We start from the raw sequence: 16,533 nt of genomic DNA, 5'->3' as shown, positions 1-16,533 counted from the left end.
GCGCACACGTCGTGGCCAACTCAGGAGATTCCGGCGAGCGGCGGCCGCGCCCCCGCAGATTTTCGCATGTTTGCGCGGAGTTCTGCGAGTCGGCCACACCATCCGCACGTTTCTCCTGAGTTAGCCCCAGCGCACCGGGCCGATCGAGTCGAGCGGGCGCGCCGGCGGCGGCGGCGAGCTACAGCCAGCGCATGGTGAAGGCGCGGGCGAGCACGGCGCTGGCGGGCGGCGCCGCGAGGGCGCGCACGAGGCCGTTCCGCGCGCGCAGGCGAAGCCCCTGCACGGGTCCGCCCATCGCCATGTTGAAGTCGGCCTGCCGGGCGGCCATCCGAGCGCTGCGCCGGCGGCGGCGGTCGTAATCCCCGAGCACGCCTGAAGCGGCCTCCGGATCCCGCAGCGCCCGCTCCAGCGCCGGGGCCAGTTGCAGCGCGTCGAGCCACCCGAGGTTCATGCCCTGCCCGCCGATCGGGCTGATCTGGTGCGCCGCGTCGCCGATGAGCACGACCCGTCCCGCTACAAGTCTCGTGGCGAGGCGCTGCTGCACCGAGAAGGCGCTGGCCGCCGCGGTCGTCGGAGGCAGCTGCGTGCCGGTGCGGGCACGGATGAGCGCAGCCAGGTCGTCGGACGTCGCATCGGTCTGCAGGGTCGGGGTCATGGCCACCCAGCGGCGTCGGCCTCCCGGCAACGGGAACGACTCGACCACACCACCCCGCTCGAAGAAGAGCACGGCCTCCCCGGGATGCTCCCCCGTGTCGGGGTAGTCGCTCATCAGATACGTCTCGCCGCCGGTGCGCGCGGTGCAGCGGATGCCGAGTAGGTCGCGCACGAGACTGCGGGCGCCGTCGGCGGCGACCACGTAGCGAGCCTCGAGAGTCTCGCCGGCAGGCACGCCCCCCTCGCCCGTCCCGCTCGTCCCGATCCCCTCGACCGTCCCGTGCGTCCCGCCTGGCTTCGCCGTCTCGACTGTCTTAGCCGTCTCGACCGCGACCCGATCACCGCGCTCGGACACCCCGGTCACCGTTACGCCGCCGCGCAGCCGGCCGGGCGCGAGTTCGGCGAAGCGCGCGCGCAGCACGGCCTCGGTCTCGAACTGCGGCAGAGAGATCACGCTCTGCATCCGGTCGACGGTTTCGGTGAACGCCAGCCGGCCCAGCGTGCGCCCGTCCGAGCGCACCACACCGCCGCGGATGCGCACCGCCCGGGCGAGCACCTCCTCCGCCACACCCAGCTGCTCCAGTGCCCGCAACGACGGCGGGTGGATGCCGATGGCCCGGGATCGCAGCGACGGCTTGCCTCGCTGCTCGATCACCTCCACGTCGACACCGCGCACCGCCAGCAGTCCGGCGAGCAGGATGCCCACCGGTCCCCCGCCGACCACGATCACGTCCCGAACCCGTGCCCCGCTGGCGTTCGCCTGCCCCCGCTCGTGCACGTGCACGCGTTCAGGTTCCCTTTCCGGTCGAGAGTGCCCGTTGCGCCGGTCACTCCTGACCGGAAAGGACACGCTCGCAGGCACCGACTCAGCAAGAACCGACCCAGCAGGCACCGTGTCAGCAAGAACCGACCCAGCAGGCACCGTGTCAGCAAGAACCGACCCAGCCAACGCCGACCCAGCCGACACAGACGCCGACACAGCCGACGCGAGCCCGGCAGACGCCGGTCCGGCCGGCACCACCCGGCGCAGCACAAGGCGCGACGGATGTTCCCGCGTCACCTGCCACCCGGGCGGCACCACCTCGCGCAGCTCGGCCGCCGTAAAACTGCGGCGAATGGAGGTGAGCCCGTCGTCGCGGATGAACGACCGGCGAAAGAGCGGCCAGGTGCCGAGCCCGAAGCCGAGGTACGCGAACCGGCTGCGTTCGATGTCGGCGTGCAGCACCCGGTGCGCGGCGAGCCGTTCCGAGTCGGCGAGCAGTCCGCCGAGCTGTTCGCCGGTGAGGTGGTGCAGCACATGGTTGGAGACGACGATGTCGAACCGGCACCTTTCTGCGACGAGATCGGAACTGAGCGCCCGCCGAAACGTCAGTCCGGGCAGTGGGGGCAGGCTCGTCGCGTAGGCGTGCGCGCGGGCATCCGGGTCAACGGCCGTGATGCGCAGGCGCAGGCCGTCCCGGGCGGCCCAGCGGGCCAGCGCCCGCGCCACGTCGCCGCCGCCGCAGCCGACATCGAGCAGGGTGCTCTCCCGAGTGCTCGACAGCAATGGCCGGATATCGCGGCGGTACATCCCGCGCCACCCCGACACCACGGCGTTCACAAACCGGAAGTTCGCGTAGGTGCTGGCGAGTTTGTCGGGGTCGCAGTCGGGGTCGTCCATGAGCTCGACGGCGTCACTCGCGCGCCGGCGCAGCGACGGAACGCGCAGCGACGAGACGCCCAGGAAGGGACGACTCCGCGACGATCGGCGCGCCGAAGGGAAATGCATCGACGGGATGCCCACTTCCGCTACCCGGCGGTGACGGTCATCAGCCCGGATTCGACCGTGAGCCCCGGGCCGAACGCCATCGCGCAGACCCGCTCGCCGTCATCCGTGGCCGGGGAGTCGAGGATGGCCTTGAGCACGAACAGGATCGTCGCGCTGCTCATGTTGCCGTAGGTGCGGAGAGTCTCCCGCGAGGGCACGAGCTGCGCCTCGCTCAGCCCGAGCTTCGCCTCGGTCTTGTCCAGGATGCTGCGCCCGCCCGGGTGGATCGCCCAGTGCGCGATCGCGGTGGCCGGTGTGGTGACCGGCGCGACGTCAACCGGTGCGACCAGGGTTGCGACCGACCCGGCCGAGACACCCTCCGGCACCCCGGCAGGCAGGAGCGACGGCACCCTGGAAGGCACAAGCGCCGGCGCCAACACTGCGCTGAGCGCGACGTCCCGCGCGAAGAGGGGTGCCAGCGCCCCCTCGATGTGCTGGTCGATGATGTGCGGCACGTAGGTGCTGAGGATCATCTCGAACCCTTCGTCGCCGATCTTCCAGGCCATGTCCCCCTCGCCGATAGGCGTGATCACGGTCTCGAACAGGTCGAGGTTGAGGGCCTTCTCGCCCGCCGCGGGGGCGCGGGAGCTGACGATCCCAGCCGCAGCTCCATCCGAGAACAGCGAGGAGGCGACGATCGTGTCCGGGTCGTCCGAGGCGCGCAGGTGCAGCGAACACAGCTCGGCGCTGACGACGAGCACGACGGCGTTCGGGTCGGCGTCGACGAACTGCTTCGCCGTGCGCAGGGCGGGCATCGACGCGTAGCAGCCCATGAAGCCGAGGTGGTAGCGCTGGGTCGCGGGGTTCAGGCCCAGCTCGCGCACGAGCATGTAGTCGGGTCCCGGAGCGTAGAACCCGGTGCACGACACGGTAACCACATGCGTGATGTCCGAGGCCTCGATGCCGGGGCACGCCTCGAGGGCCCGCCGCCCGGCCTCGACGAACAGCTTCGTCGCCTCCACAATGTAGAGCTCGTTGCGCACCCGGGTGCTCGGCTTGAGCAGCTCCTGCGTGGCGGCGTCGAAGAACTGGGGATCGGACGACGCCCCGTCGAGGGTGAGCTCGTCAATGACGGTGTGCCGGGTGTCGATCCCGGACAGGTTGAACGACGCGGTCACCAGGCGCTGGGCCAGGCGGCTGAGTCCCGGCTGGGCGGCGAAGATGTCGCGCACCTGATCCTGGATCAGTACTGTCGGGGGGACCACGGTCTGGAGCGCTCTAAGAGTGACGGGCATAGCCCCAGTGTTACACGTGGGCACGGCCCGGCACACCCCCGTAAATGCCGTCAGATCAGGGCAGCGGGGCGAACAGACGGATGCCCGTGAGCCCGATCCCGAGCCCCGCGGCAACGATCGCGGTGACGCCGCCGATGTACGCGATGAGGGTTCCCGGGGTATCGCCGAACGCACGGAAGTACGTGACCAGGAACGCGGCGACCGCGACCGCGGCGAACGGGATCAGGATGCGCAGCTGCAGGCGGTCGACTCTGGGCGGGCGGGCGTTCGTCCCGCCGCGCGGTGCACCGCCCATCGACCACGGGCCGCGGGTCAGCACCAGACCGGCCACGCAACCCCAGACCGCCACGACGAGCAGAGCCGCGATGACATCGCTGGGCCGATGCCAGCCGTTCGCCAGCGTGGCGACCCCGGCCAGGATGGCGAAGCCGGAACCGCCGAGGGCGGCGAGGCCGCGGGCACGTGGACTCGCGACCAGGAAGACGGCGAGAGCGGATGCCGCCGCCACCGTTGTATGTCCCGAGGGGAACGAGTTGCCGTCGTAGCCCTCCACCCCGAGGTCCGGCCGGGTCAGGAGCATGATCTTCAGCAGCTGAGTGCTCAACACGGCGGCCAGCGCTACCCCACAGGCCACGATCAGGGTCCTGCCGTTGCGCCGAACGACGGTCACGACCCCGGTGAGCAGCAGTCCGGCGATGACGGAGACCAGCGGAACGGCATCCAGCAACTCCTGCGCGAGCGGGGTGACGCTGCGGCGTCCGAACTCCGCGCCGTCGAAGGCGAGCTGGTCCATGGTCTGGCCGGAGAGGGTGCGCACGAAGTAGAGGTAGAGCCCGGCGAACAGGATGATTGCGACGAACGCCCCCACCAGGTAGCGAACGGGGCTGATCGACGAAGAGGTGCGCACGCTCTAGCTTCGCACGCGGCGGCGCGGTTGACTCCGTTCGGACCTCGGGCCTGACCCATCCCTCGGTGAGCCACCTCGGCCGAGCAGCCGTTGCAGGCTCGAGAGGGTACGAAGGAGACCACGTCCTGATCTCGCGGTGACGACGGGCCCGGAGGCGAAACACCCGGGCTCTTCACTGTGTTCGCCTGGCATTCACCTAAGGTTCAGCTCATGCTGCTCAAATAATCAGAGTAGAGTCAGCCAACTCTTCGAAGAGCTCTTAGCCCCAACGAATGGATGCTCCGTGAACATTCGAACGGCCGAATACCCCAAGCCGGATCATTTTCTACTCCACCTCAGCGACACCCACCTGCTTGCGAACGGCGGGCGCCTGTACGACCAGGTCGACAGCACCGCCCATCTCGCGCAGCTGTTCGCGGAGGTCGAAGCCTCCTCCGGCCGACCCGACGCCATCATCATCACGGGCGACCTGGCCGACAAGGGCGAACCGGATGCCTACCGGGCCGCTCAACGGATCGTCGAGCCGGCCGCGGCGCGGCTCGGTGCCCGCGTCTTCTGGGTGATGGGCAACCACGACGATCGGGCGGCGTTCCGCAGCACGCTGCTGAACGAGCCGGCGACCACCGAGCCGATCGACCACGTCGACTACATCGGCGGCCTGCGCCTGATCACGCTCGACACCTCCGTTCCCGGCCACCACCACGGCGCCGTGACCGACGACCAACTGCGCTGGCTGGCCGGCCAGCTGAGCGTTCCGGCGCCGGACGGCACCATTCTGGCCATGCACCACCCGCCCGTGCCGAGCGTGCTCGACCTGGCCGTGTCGGTCGAGTTGCGCGGCCAGGCCCGTCTTGCACAGGTGTTGCGCGGCTCGGATGTGCGCAGCATCCTCGCCGGGCACCTGCACTACTCCTCGACCGCGACGTTCGCGGGCGTTCCAGTGTCGGTGGCATCGGCCACCTGCTACACCCAGGACCTGAATGTTCCGGTCGGCGGCACGCGCGGCCGCGACGGGGCACGCACCTTCAACCTCGTGCATGTGTTCGCTGACACGGTGCTGCACTCGGTCGTTCCGCTGGGTGACTACCCGGCGCTGGACTACGTCGACGCGACGGAAAGTGCGCGACGGCTCGCCGGCGACAACATCCGGATCATGCCCGCGGGTACTCTGCCAACGTTCCGCGAACCCCCGATGACCACACCGATCCCGGTTCTGCACTAGACGGCGGCGTGTGCCCGGCCTGGCCGGGAACGAGCTGGTTCTCGCGTTCCCACGGGGCGACTATCGGGAAGTAACGTTCGAGGAAGTCGGTCACGGCCGCGCGGCGAACCTCGTCGGAGATCTCCGGGTTGCTGCCGTCGTTCAGGCAGAACATGTCCTGGTCGCGGCGCTTGCGCAGGGCGTTCATCTGACGCAGTGCCAGCTTCAGCGTGGTTTCGATGTACAGCGAGCGCGCCTGGGTCTGCTCGACCGCCCGCCCGGTCATCAGCGCGTAGTAGTGGTACAGCGAGTTCGTGACCGAGATATCAGTCGCTGAGCGGAACTGGCTGGCCGCGGTGCGGGCGAAATCGCCGGGGAACTCCGCTTCGAGTTCCTGCATCACACTCCTGCGGAGCGGAGCCGCAGTGTGCTCGAGGTGCCGCGTGGTGACCTTGCCGAACCGATCGCGCAGCAGGGCGCGGTTGACCCGGGCGCCGTTCTCGAAGCCGCTGCGGCTGGTGTTGTTCTCGCCGAGGCCGATCCGGGTGGATGCCTCGATGAACTTGGTCACGCCGCCCGGAGAGAAGAACAGTTCCGGTCCGACAGGGCGGCCGAAGAACATGTCGTCGTTGGAATAGAGGAAATGCTCGGCCAGTCCGGGGATGCGGTGCAGCTGGCTCTCAACGGCGTGCGAGTTGTGCGTGGGCAGAACACTCAGGTCAGGGAAGAAATCCTCGCTGCGCATGATGGTGACGCGCGGGTGCTCCGCCAGCCACACCGGAGCCGGCGAATCCGTGGCGATGAAGATGCGGCGCACCCAGGGCGCGAACATGTAGACGCTGCGGAGGGCGTACTTGAGCTCATCGATCTGGCGGAAACGGGCATCCGAATCGTCGCCGTCGCCGACGACATAGGCCTGCATGCGCTTGGCCCGTTCTCGCTGAAAATCACTGGACGAGCCGTCGACCCAGGAGAAGACCATGTCGATGTCGAAACTGACGTCGCTGGCCAGGTCGTCGAACATGTGTTGCAGGGTGCGCCAGCTGCGCCCGAAGAGATCGATTGTGGTCTCGCGGGCCTCCGCACGCGGCAGACGTGCCCGCATCAGCGAGTTCTCGACGGGCGCGACGATCTCATCATCGCCGAAGTGCCAGAGCTCGAACTGAAAGGCTGTCTCGGCGCCGTAGCGCAGGCGGCCGATCGGCTCGATGCGCGGGCGGTAGACCCGGAAGACGGATGACTTGCGCAGCGTCGTCAGGGCGCCGTCCGCCAGTAACAGGGCCGGGGTCAGATTCCCGTCGAGGGGCTTGGCGTAGAAGGGCTCGTTCGCGAAAGCCTCCGCAAGGATGCGGGTGAGGTTCTTGCGGCGTTTGCGGTCGACCGCGATCACCGGGCGGTCCCCGTCGCCGCGCACGAGCAGGAAGTCGATGCCGGCCCGTTCGAGCGCGTCGCGGACCGCGAGGAGGTCCTTGACCATCGACTCGTGGGGGGTGAAGTGGCCGTTGATCAGGTTGATCTCGCCCTTGCGCACTACCACGTCATCACGGTCGAAACGGCGGGTGCGCGGGTCGGGTGAGAGCAGCACGAGCTCGGGTTCCTGGCTCAGCGTCAGCACGGGCAGGTTGTCTGCCGGTTCGTTCGAGGAGCGACGCTCGGTTTCCGGGCGATCGAACGTGGCCATGGTCCTCCTCGAGAAGAATTGGGAACACTCATTCACGAGGCAACCACACGCAGTGCCGGGGAGAGTGCGTCCGTTGATGCCGGACAGTAACGACCGGTCCAGAAACCGGAGCGGAGCAGCCGGCGGAACGCGGTGGCGCCGCTCTTATTCTACGTCTTCTGCGTCCCCCGCTCGCCGCGGTGACGGGACCGCCCGGTGATCGCGGTCGAGCCCGTGCGCATGCTTTCCTCGTCGTGGCCGACGGCTCATCCAGGAGGTACCGAACGCCTGGCGCGAGTACCCGATCGCGCCGACGACCATGCTGGACGCGGTGGCCAGGAGTACGGCCCAGATGTTGATTTCGGGAACCATCGCCGGAGTCCGTTCGGTCGTCGGCGCCGACCGATGGGGTCGGCTGGCGTGAGGTTACCGGCTTGAGGTTACCGGCTTGAAGTTACTTCGGAGGCCCGACGGCCGGCGCGATTTCCGCTCAGGTATCGGGTCAGGCGAACGGGTCAGGCCCTGTCAATCACATACTCGGCCAGGATCCTGGCGTGGTTCACCATCGGGTCCCGAGCGCCGTAGAGCAGCGTGGTTGTCGTCTGCTTCTCCTCGTCCCGGGCGATGAGCGTGCGGAGTTCCTGCACGGCCGCCGTCGTCTCGGGTGCGGTGTCGAGTTCGGCCCGGTAGCGCACCGCGAACTCATCCAGAAGGGCCCGGTCGTGGTTCCACCACCGGCGCAGCTCCGGGCTGGGCGCGATCTGCTTGAGCCAGGCGTCGAGCCGGGCTTCCTCCTTCGAGACTCCGCGCGGCCACAGACGGTCGACCAGCACCCGGGTCCCGTCGCTCGCGGAAAGTTCGTCGTAGACCCGCTTGATCTGTATGCCCATCTGTCCATTCTGTTCCCGGTGCGGCCACTGGGCCGACCAGCCTCCGTCCGGGTCAGGCCATCGGCAGGTCGGCGGGATCGGTGACGGGCAGGCGGCAGACGAAGTCACGGCAGAGGTAGGCCGTCGGCAGACCCTGGTGTGCGACCCGGCCGCGGAACAGTTCGAAGCCGGCGTCGGCGAAGGCCTGCGCCTGAACCTCGGTGACGGATGCGACGAGCCCGCTCCCGCGTCGGCGCACCGCGTCGAGCAGTGCGGCGGGTTGCTCGGGGGCGGCCGCGTCCGGCCCTGCCCCCGGCCCGACCACGTCCGCACCGACCACCACGAGTTGTTCCACGGGGCCGGTCAGAATGCCGGACAGTCGCAGGGCCGCCCCGAAGGCGAGCGGGCGTTCGAGTGCGCGCTCGGCGAGGGCCGCCATCGCGGCAACGGCGGCCGCGCGGTAGCGGTCGTCGGCGGTCAGCAGGTAGAGCAGGTTCGCCGCCTCTGCGGTCGCCGTGATCCCGGACGGGTAGGCCCCCTCCGACGGGTCGACGTCCAGGGCGAGTCCCTGCGCGGCAAGCACCGGGTCGGGCCCGTCGGGAGCGCGAAACGGCATCCCGCCGGCGACAGTGCCGGCAGTGCCGGCGGCGTCGGTGGGGGCACTGGTACCGGGAGTGCCGGAGCCAGGGATGTCGGCGGCGGACGGTACCGTTTTGGCATCCGTTCCCCCCAGCGTGCCGTCGATGAGCCGGCGCGCGGCCGTGGCATAGCGCACCTCGCCCGTGGCCAGAGCAAGCTCGAGGAGACCCTGTGCACACATCCCGAAGTCCTCCAGGGTGGCCTGAGCGGCAGACGTGCGCCCCGCGATGGAGGCCCGCACGAGGCTGCCGTCCCGGCGCAGGTGACGCGTGAGCAGGTGGTCGGCGGCCCTCGCGGCCGCCGTCGTGAGGTCGGGATCGGCGAGGGCGAACCCGGCGCGGGCCAGGGCTCTGATGGCAAGGCCGTTCCAGCCGGTGAGCACCTTTTCATCGAGCGCGGGCGGCTCCTCCTGCCGCCGGGCGTCCTCGTCCAGGGTGTAGTAGACGCCCTCGACGCGGCGACCGGCAACGGTGCTCTCGGAGTCCTGGGCGCTGGCGAACCCGCCGCCGGGCAGGCGCAGCACGGTCGTGAGGAACCCGGCGACACCCTCCGCGACCGTCTGCGCCCATTTCTCGCCGGTGAGCTGCCAGGCCTGGGTGTAGAGGTCGAGCAGCTGCGCGTTGTCGTAGAGCATCCGCTCGTAGTGCGGGTCGCTCCAGTCCCGGTTCACGGCGTAGCGGAAGAAACCGCCCTCCACCGGGTCTCGCAGGGGCGAGGCACCCATGTGCTTCAGGGTGCGCAGGGCGAGGGCCTGCGCTTCCGGAACCTGTCCCACGGCACCCGGCCGGCCGAGCAGAAACCCCAGAACCGGCGCTACGGGAAACTTGGGCGCGCCGCCGAATCCGCCGAAGCGGGGGTCTTCCAGGCCCACGAGTTCGGCCTGGACCCGGTCGAGCGCGGCGGGGCCGGGCAGCGCTCCGCCGGCACCCCGCTGCACGGCGGCGGCCGCGAGCGCTTCGGCGACGAGGGACGCGCTTGCGGTGACCTCGGCGCGGCGGTTCGTCCAGGCATCCGTCACCGCTTCAAGCACCTGCCGGAACGACGGATGCCCCGGCAACGGCAACGGCGGAAAGTAGGTGCCGGCGTAGAAGGCCTGCCCGTCGGGGGTGACGAACACGTTGAGCGGCCAGCCGAGCCCGCCCACGAAGGCGCTGGCCGCGGCGAGGTAGCTGGCGTCGACCTCGGGATGCTCCTCCCGGTCGACCTTGATGCTCACGAAGTGCCGGTTCAGGTAATCGGCGAGCTCCGGGTCGCTAAAGCTCTCCCGGGCCATGACGTGGCACCAGTGGCAGGTCGAGTAGCCGATCGAGACGAGCACGGGCAGATCGCGCAGCCGAGCCTCCACGAAGGCCTCCGAACCCCAGCCGTACCAGGCAACGGGATTGTCGGCGTGCGAGCGCAGATAGGGGCTGATTGCGTCGGCGAGGTGGTTGGACATGCCTCCATTGTGCCGCTGTCCCCGGCCCGACGCTCCCTGCGTATTTCTTCAACGAACCTGAGCGGAGCAGGTCAGGGCCGGTCAGAGCCGGGCGGCCACCAGGTCGACCGCGAGGGCCCTGCGGGCGCGGCGCTGCACGCGCATCCAGACGAAGAAGCCGGCGAGGGTGAACGCGCCGTAGAAGATGTAGAGGATGGCCGAGGCGTAGTAGCCGGCGCTGAGCAGCAACGGCACCCCGACGATGTCGACCGCCACCCAGATCAGCCAGAACTCGGTCCAGCCCTTCGCCATGCCGTACGTGGCCAGCAACGAGCCGGTGAAGATCCAGGCATCGGCCCAGACGGGCTCGAACGAGCCGAGCGCACGGAAGACCGGCGTGAGCACCAGAGTGCCCGCGACGAGCCCGAATCCGAGCAGGATGCGCGCGCGAGCACCGGCCCAGTGCGGGGCCACGGCAGCCTGCGCGCTCCCCCGGCGATAAGTGGACCACTGGACCCAGCCGAAGATCGAGACGACGATGAACATGATCTGCCGCCCGGCCTGGCCGAGCAGATTGACCGGGTTGGGCGTGCCGAACACGGCGCCGAGGAAAACCGTGAACAGCAGCACGTTGCCCGCGATTCCGATCGGCCAGGCCCACACCTTACGGCGCATCCCGCCGACGGCGCTCAGGATGCCGAAGGCGTTGCCGATGATCTCGCGCCAGAGAATGGTCTGGGTTCCGATCTGCAGCTGTGCGTCGAAAAGCCACTCGATCGGGTTCATCCGTCATCTTCCTCGCCGGGCGGTTCCCGCCCTCCCCAACCTAACCCTCCTCCCGGGCCGTTATTCCCGGTGGCGGCAGGGCGGAGCGAGACCGCGCGAGGCGGAGCGCGTCAGTTCACGTCGTCGGGCTGCGCGCTCACCCGGCCGTCGGGCTCGGCTCGACCCACTCGCTTCCGAGGTGCAAATGGCACAGCTCGGGGCCCACGAACGGGCGCAGCCCGACCTGGTCCGGGTCGTGGCCCAGCTCGCGGGCGATCCCGCGCACGAGGCCCAGGTGCACCGAGCAGATGACGTCGGGGGCGTCCCGCGCATCGGCGCGGAACGGGCAGGCCAGCAGGGTGATCAGCGGGGCGGCAACGACGGCGACGCCGTCGGAGGCCCCGTCGCCCGCCGCGGACTCGGCTTCCGCAGCCGAAGCCGGCTCCACCGCCGAAACCAGCTCCGGATCGAAGCCGAGCCGGTCGAGGATACTCAGCAGCGGCGCGATGCCCTCCGCGGCGCTCCCCCGCAGCTCGTCGGCGTAGCTCTCGGCCCAGGTCTCACCGGCGCGGATCGCCCGGGCCCGCCCGCTGTCGGCGTCCTCGGCGAGCGCGGTGGCCAGCACCCGGCTCAGATCGTGCTGGGCGCCGCCTTCCCGGGCGGCGGGTCCAGCGGTGAAGAGAATTCGCGGGCGGCCACGCGTTCCCGCGCGCCCGACGGCGCGCCGGATCAGGTCGGCGTTCTCGAGCTGATCGAGATGGAACCGGGCGGTCGTCACGTGCAGCCCGATGCGCGCCGCGACCGCGGCGGCGTCGAGCGGGGTAGCCGATCCCATCAGGAGGTCGAGCACCTGGCGGCGCGCGTCGGAGGCCAGGGCGGCGTGCCGGTCCCCCGACCCTTCGTCGTTGATCATTCTTTGATGCTAACATCGTGCGGTTAAAAACGCGCCGATACAACCACAGCCGTCGGGCCGATCACCAGGCGAACCCGGGCAGCATCCGTCGTTCACCGCGAGGTCATACGATGGAAAGCTCATGATCCCCGTCGAAGTCACCTTCCCGCCCGAGCTTCCGGTCAGCCAGCGCCGGGAGGACATCGCGCGCGCCATCCGTGACAACCAGGTGGTCATCGTCGCCGGCGCGACGGGTTCCGGCAAGACCACGCAGCTGCCGAAGATCTGCCTCGAGCTGGGCCGGGAGAACATCGGCCACACGCAACCCCGCCGTCTCGCCGCGCGCACGATCGCTGAACGCATCGCCGAGGAACTCGGTCAGGAAGTCGGCCAGACGGTCGGCTACCAGGTGCGGTTCACCGACCAGGTCGGCCCGGACACCCGCATCAAGCTGATGACCGACGGCATCCTGCTCAACGAGATGCACCGCGATCGTCTGCTGCGGAAGTACGACACGATCATCATCGACGAGGCGCACGAGCGCAGCCTCAACATCGACTTCCTGCTCGGCTACCTGCGTCAGCTGCTGCCGCAGCGCCCCGACCTCAAGCTCATCATCACCTCCGCGACGATCGACCCGCAGAGCTTCGCCGAGCATTTCGCCACGCCCGACGGCACGCCGGCCCCGATCATCGAGGTCTCCGGGCGCACCTACCCGGTGGAGATCCGCTACCGGCCGCTGGTCGTCGAGGTGATGGACGGCGACGACGACGACACGACGGATGCCGCGCCCACGGTGGACAGGGACTACATCGAGGGAATCTCCGCCGCGCTCGATGAGCTCGAACGGGAGTCCAGCGGCGACGTTCTGGTCTTCCTCAGCGGTGAGACCGAGATTCGGGACGCCGCGGACGCCCTGCAGGGCAAGTACGCCTCCTCGGGGCGCACCAGCCCCACCGAGATCCTGCCGCTGTACGGGCGGCTCTCCTCCGCCGACCAGCACAAGGTGTTCCAGCCGTCGAAGGTCGCCGGCGTGCGACGCCGCATCGTGCTGGCGACGAACGTGGCGGAGACCAGCCTGACCGTGCCGGGCATCCGCTACGTCATCGACGCCGGGACCGCCCGGATCAGCCGGTACAGCGTGCGCTCGAAGGTGCAGCGGCTGCCGATCGAGGCCATCTCGCAGGCCTCCGCGAACCAGCGCTCGGGCCGAAGCGGCCGCACCAGCGACGGTATCGCCATCCGCCTCTATTCGGAGGAGGACTTCGCGCGCCGGCCCGAGTACACCGAGCCGGAGGTGCTGCGCACGAACCTCGCCGCGGTCATCCTGCAGATGATCTCGCTGGGCCTCGGCGACATCGCCGCATTCCCGTTCCTCACCCCGCCCGACTCGCGCGGCATCAAGGACGGCCTCGACCTGCTCGCCGAGCTCGGCGCGGTGGCTGCGCTCACCGCCGGCCACAAATCCGGCATCTCCAAGCCCGGCATCTCCACACTGACCCGCATCGGCCGGCAGCTGGCGCAGCTGCCCATCGATCCTCGGTTCGGGCGAATGGTGATCGAGTCGAAGACGCAGGCGGTGAGCCGCGAGGTGATGGTGATCGTCTCCGGGCTCACCATCCAGGACCCGCGCGAACGGCCCCTCGAGCGCCGCGCGCAGGCCGACCAGCAGCACGCCCGGTTCACCGACCCGACGAGCGACTTCCTGAGCCTGCTGAACCTCTGGAACTACCTCGAGACGCAGCAGAAGGAGCTCGGTTCCAGCGCCTTCCGACGCCTCTGCAAGAACGAGTTCCTCAACTATCTGCGCGTGCGCGAATGGCAGGACGTGTACAAGCAGTTGCGCCAGATGGCCAAGCCGCTCGGTCTCCACATCGGGGATCCCAGCGTGAATCCCGATGGGATCCACCGCTCGCTCCTCGCCGGTCTGCTTTCCCACATCGGTCTCAAGGACACCGCCAAGAAGGACTACATCGGCGCGCGCCAGCAGCGTTTCGTGATCTTCCCGGGCTCGGCGCTCGCGAAGAAGCAGCCGAACGCCGTGATGAGCGCGGAACTGGTCGAGACCAGCCGCCTGTTCGCCCGGATGAACGCGGTCGTCGACCCCGCGTGGGCCGAGCCGCTCGCCGGCGACCTCTGCAAGCGCAGCTACTCCGAGCCGCACTGGGAGAAGAAGCAGGGCGCGGTCGTCGCCTACGAGCGGGTCACCCTGTACGGGGTGCCGATCGTGCCGCGCCGCCGGATCCAGTTTTCCCGGGTCGACCCGGCGTACGCTCGCGACCTATTCATCCGGCACGCGCTCGTCGAGGGTGAATGGGACCTTGACCGAATCGACCAGCGCGTCACGGCCTTCGACCGGGCGAACACGAGTCTGCGCAAGGAACTCGCCGAACTCGAGGAGCGCACGCGGCGCCGTGACATCCTGTTCGACGACGAGGTCGTGTTCGAGTTCTACCAGAAACGCATTCCCGCCGACGTATGCTCATCGCGCACGTTCGAAACCTGGTGGCGCCAGGCGCGCACCCAGACGCCCGATCTGCTCACGATGACCGCCGAGGCACTGGTGCCCGAGGACGCGCCGGAGATCGACGAGGCCGTGTTCCCGCCGATCTGGCGCCAGGGCGACCAGAAGTTCGCGCTCAGCTACCGGTTCGAGCCCGGCGCGGACGACGACGGCGTGACCGTGCAGATCCCGCTGGCCCTGCTCGCGAGGCTCTCTCCCACCGGCTTCGACTGGCAGGTACCGGGCCTCCGCGCCGACCTGGTGACCGCACTGATCAAGTCGCTGCCCAAGAGCATCCGTCGCAACGTGGTGCCGGCGGGAGACTGGGCCAAGCGACTGCTGAACGAGTTGCCGCCGGCGCCGGGCGACGTCTCGGTCGGGGTGTCGGGCCTGGGCGAAGCCACCCGCGGGTCCTTGTTCGACCGCGACGATGTCCCCTTCACCGAGACGCTCGCCGCCCTGATCCAGAAGCTCACCTACGTGTCCGTGAAGGCGAACGACTTCGAGCTGGTCCGGGTTCCGGCCCACCTTCACATGACGTTCCGTGTCGTGGACGAACGCGGTCGCCCGAGCGCCTCCGGCAAGGACCTGCTGGAACTGCAGCGCCGGCTCGGCACCCAGGCCCGCGAGAGCGTGGCCGCGGCATCCGCTGCCACCCCCACCAATGCGATCGAGCGCACCGGACTCACCACCTGGGATTTCCCGGAGCTGCCCCGGTTCCTCGACACCAGGCAGGGTGACAACACCATCCGCGGCTACCCGACCCTCGTCGACGAGGGTGCGTCGGTGGCGATCCGCATGATGAGCACGGAGGCCGAGCAGGCCCGCACCCTGCCCGATGGCGTGCGTCGCCTGCTGCTGCTCGCCACGCCCTCCCCGGTGGCCTACGTGCAGCAGCACCTCACCGGGGCAGAGAAGCTCAGCCTGGCCACCAGCCCGTATCGCACCACCCAGGCGCTGTTCGACGACTGCCTCGCGGCGAGCGTCGACGACGTGCTGTTCCGGGTGAAGCCCGGCGGCCAGGTGTTCATGCACGCCGAGTTCGACACCATCCGCGACCGGGTGTCCGGCGTCGTGATGGATTCCATGTTCGATACGGTGGGCCTCGTCGCCCGCATCCTCGCCGCCGCGCGCGCCGCCGACAAGGCGCTCAAGGCGTCCACCAGCATGGCCCTGCTCCCGGCCCTGACGGATGCCCGCGCGCAGCTGGCCGGGCTCGTCTACCCCGGTTTCGTGAGCGCCACGGGACTCGTGCAGCTGCGGCACTTGCCGCGATACCTCGGCGGCATCACCGCGCGCATCGTGAAGCTCAGCGACAATCCGAGCCGCGACCGGGTCTGGATGAACGAGAGCCAGGCAGCCACGGGCCGGTTCGAGGATGCCGGCGGCACGATCCCCCTGCAGGCAAACGCGGCCGCCAACCTGGTGCGTGCGCGCTGGCTGATCGAGGAACTTCGGATCAGCCTCTTCGCCCAGGAACTGAAGGCCGCGGAGCCCGTGTCCCTCCAGCGGATCCACAAGGCCCTGACCGGCTGAGGTCTCCGTCGTTCTCGGTATCCGGCACCGCTGCGCTGGATCATCGGTAGCCCACCTGCCCGAAGTCAGCGTTGGGGTGGTCCTCCAAACGATCCCTCATCGATACGGGTCCGGGCTGGGCTCCGGGCGGGGCTCCATTAGAAGGCGTATATAACTACGATAAATCTTTAGCTTTTTCTAGGCTAGCATGGTTTATTTGTTCACAATGAGGTAAACTCGGATTTGTGACCAACCTCCTGGAACACCCCGAAGCGGATGCCGCGCACGGCCTGTCCGCGGCGGCTCGGGCGGTCGCGGAGCTGCATGCTCTCGCGGCGGGGCTCGGGGAATCCCTGCGGTGCTCGGCGGTGCGCGGTCTCGACGACGACGGCCTCCTGCAGGTGACCACGGCGGTCGAGGTCCTCGGCCGGCGGGTCGACGCGCTGCGGGTGGCGGCCGCGGCGGAGGT

At 69.3% G+C, this 16,533-nt stretch carries 12 protein-coding genes; 3 read left to right on the top strand and 9 right to left on the bottom strand.

The window, feature by feature from the left end; translation table 11 throughout:
• Positions 1–178 precede the first annotated feature (178 nt).
• Genes CXY81_RS16800 through CXY81_RS02165 form a run of 3 tightly spaced genes read right to left on the bottom strand, consistent with a single transcriptional unit; the run spans position 179 to position 4,603 of the window.
• Positions 179–2,422, bottom strand: a complete 2,244-nt coding sequence (locus tag CXY81_RS16800) for an FAD-dependent monooxygenase (RefSeq protein WP_233193929.1) — start codon at positions 2,420–2,422, stop codon at positions 179–181.
• A 20-nt stretch (positions 2,423–2,442) separates the two neighbouring features.
• Positions 2,443–3,696, bottom strand: coding sequence for a type III polyketide synthase (locus tag CXY81_RS02170; RefSeq protein WP_233193928.1), 1,254 nt, complete (start codon positions 3,694–3,696; stop codon positions 2,443–2,445).
• Between the two features lie 55 nt (positions 3,697–3,751).
• Positions 3,752–4,603: a phosphatase PAP2 family protein gene (locus CXY81_RS02165; protein WP_104171520.1), complete on the bottom strand. Its 852-nt coding sequence runs from the start codon at positions 4,601–4,603 to the stop codon at positions 3,752–3,754.
• 283 nt (positions 4,604–4,886) lie between these two features.
• On the opposite strand from CXY81_RS02165, the gene CXY81_RS02160 reads away from it, so the two are divergent.
• A complete protein-coding gene (locus CXY81_RS02160; protein WP_199182916.1) occupies positions 4,887–5,825 on the top strand; it encodes a phosphodiesterase in 939 nt (312 codons plus the stop codon).
• Here CXY81_RS02160 and CXY81_RS02155 read toward each other — a convergent pair.
• The 6 genes from CXY81_RS02155 to CXY81_RS02130 all read right to left on the bottom strand — a co-directional run bounded on the left by CXY81_RS02155 (position 5,755) and on the right by CXY81_RS02130 (position 12,067).
• Entirely contained in the window at positions 5,755–7,485 is a 1,731-nt protein-coding gene (locus CXY81_RS02155; protein ID WP_104193825.1) for a stealth family protein, read from the bottom strand. The two genes, CXY81_RS02160 and CXY81_RS02155, sit on opposite strands and share 71 nt — an antisense overlap.
• A gap of 144 nt (positions 7,486–7,629) precedes the next feature.
• A complete protein-coding gene (locus tag CXY81_RS17350) occupies positions 7,630–7,836 on the bottom strand; it encodes a DUF1761 domain-containing protein (RefSeq protein WP_369828328.1) in 207 nt (68 codons plus the stop codon).
• Positions 7,837–7,979: 143 nt separating this feature from the next.
• Positions 7,980–8,354 carry a DUF488 domain-containing protein gene (locus CXY81_RS02145; protein ID WP_104193824.1) on the bottom strand — a complete coding sequence of 125 codons (375 nt, stop codon included), beginning with the start codon at positions 8,352–8,354 and terminating at the stop codon, positions 7,980–7,982.
• Positions 8,355–8,406: 52 nt separating this feature from the next.
• Positions 8,407–10,410 carry a thioredoxin domain-containing protein gene (locus tag CXY81_RS02140; RefSeq protein WP_104171523.1) on the bottom strand — a complete coding sequence of 668 codons (2,004 nt, stop codon included), beginning with the start codon at positions 10,408–10,410 and terminating at the stop codon, positions 8,407–8,409.
• 81 nt (positions 10,411–10,491) lie between these two features.
• Entirely contained in the window at positions 10,492–11,175 is a 684-nt protein-coding gene (gene pnuC / locus CXY81_RS02135) for a nicotinamide riboside transporter PnuC (RefSeq protein WP_104171524.1), read from the bottom strand.
• Positions 11,176–11,311: 136 nt separating this feature from the next.
• Positions 11,312–12,067: a metalloregulator ArsR/SmtB family transcription factor gene (locus CXY81_RS02130; protein ID WP_104193823.1), complete on the bottom strand. Its 756-nt coding sequence runs from the start codon at positions 12,065–12,067 to the stop codon at positions 11,312–11,314.
• A gap of 121 nt (positions 12,068–12,188) precedes the next feature.
• On the opposite strand from CXY81_RS02130, the gene hrpA reads away from it, so the two are divergent.
• On the top strand, positions 12,189–16,085 hold the full coding sequence (hrpA, locus tag CXY81_RS02125; protein WP_104193822.1) for an ATP-dependent RNA helicase HrpA: 3,897 nt from the start codon (positions 12,189–12,191) through the stop codon (positions 16,083–16,085).
• 224 nt (positions 16,086–16,309) lie between these two features.
• Positions 16,310–16,533, top strand: a 224-nt coding sequence (locus tag CXY81_RS02120; RefSeq protein ID WP_146067587.1) for a hypothetical protein, incomplete at its 3' end; no start/stop codon positions are given.

Source organism: Cryobacterium sp. M25 (genome assembly GCF_002929635.1).
Lineage (GTDB): Bacteria > Actinomycetota > Actinomycetes > Actinomycetales > Microbacteriaceae > Cryobacterium > Cryobacterium sandaracinum.
The sequence above is the reverse complement of the archived record's forward strand: the minus strand, read 5'-3'. Positions and strand labels throughout refer to the sequence as shown.